This window comes from Vibrio sp. 10N.222.48.A3 (assembly GCF_041475345.1).
Taxonomy (GTDB): Bacteria; Pseudomonadota; Gammaproteobacteria; order Enterobacterales; family Vibrionaceae; genus Vibrio; species Vibrio tasmaniensis_A.
Genome location: NZ_JBFRVX010001755.1, coordinates 1 through 714 on the forward strand (window position 1 = coordinate 1; position 714 = coordinate 714).

The window sequence follows — 714 nt, forward strand, 5'->3', positions numbered from 1 at the left end:
TCTCTAAACTTACTTAAGAATTTTAGAGTTTTAATACGGAGTGATTTTTTTGTTCTAGAAGACCGATTCCCAATGACTGAGCCACCTTCTCCCCCGGTTAATCCTGCAGGAGATATTCCGTAAGTTGGTTGCTTATGAAGCCATACATTTCTAATAAATACATCTACTGGGTAGAGGAATCGTTCACTTTTTTCTATAAAAATTTTCGCCACATGCGGTGTGATCATATAGGCAGTGGTGCATAGTGGTGTTTTAATATGTCGCACTAGACTTTGTTCGTCATCGAGATTTTCAACGACATAATTATACTCTCTCTTAGTCGAATAATTTTCCAATCTCATAAAACCACACTCTTCAATATGCTTACTGGCAAATTGAACCGTTTTTTCAAATACATCGACATCAACAACAACATCGTCTTCGAAGACAATAACTGGTTGATTTAACTGAATGCATCTTTCCCACGCTAAATAGTGACTACCATAACACCCGATCTCACCAGGAACAGCGATCCTTCCATTTAGTGCATAAAAGGCGGTTTCATCATAGAAATCCATCAAAGGATGAGGTTTAGAGGACATAGCATCAACAGCACTCAACTTTTCAATATCTAGAGACTTAATATTTAAAAGTTGCTTTTGGCTGGATAAAAATCGTTCAGATTTACGTTCTAGCGCAATAATAAGAGATTTCACAGTAAAAAAACACCTATTG

At 36.7% G+C, this 714-nt stretch carries 1 protein-coding gene; it reads right to left on the minus strand.

The window, feature by feature from the left end:
- Positions 1 to 695 (minus strand): glycosyltransferase family 25 protein (locus AB4653_RS28770; RefSeq protein ID WP_372106053.1); only part of this gene is annotated, 695 nt, incomplete at its 3' end.
- Between the last annotated feature and the right edge of the window lie 19 nt (positions 696 to 714).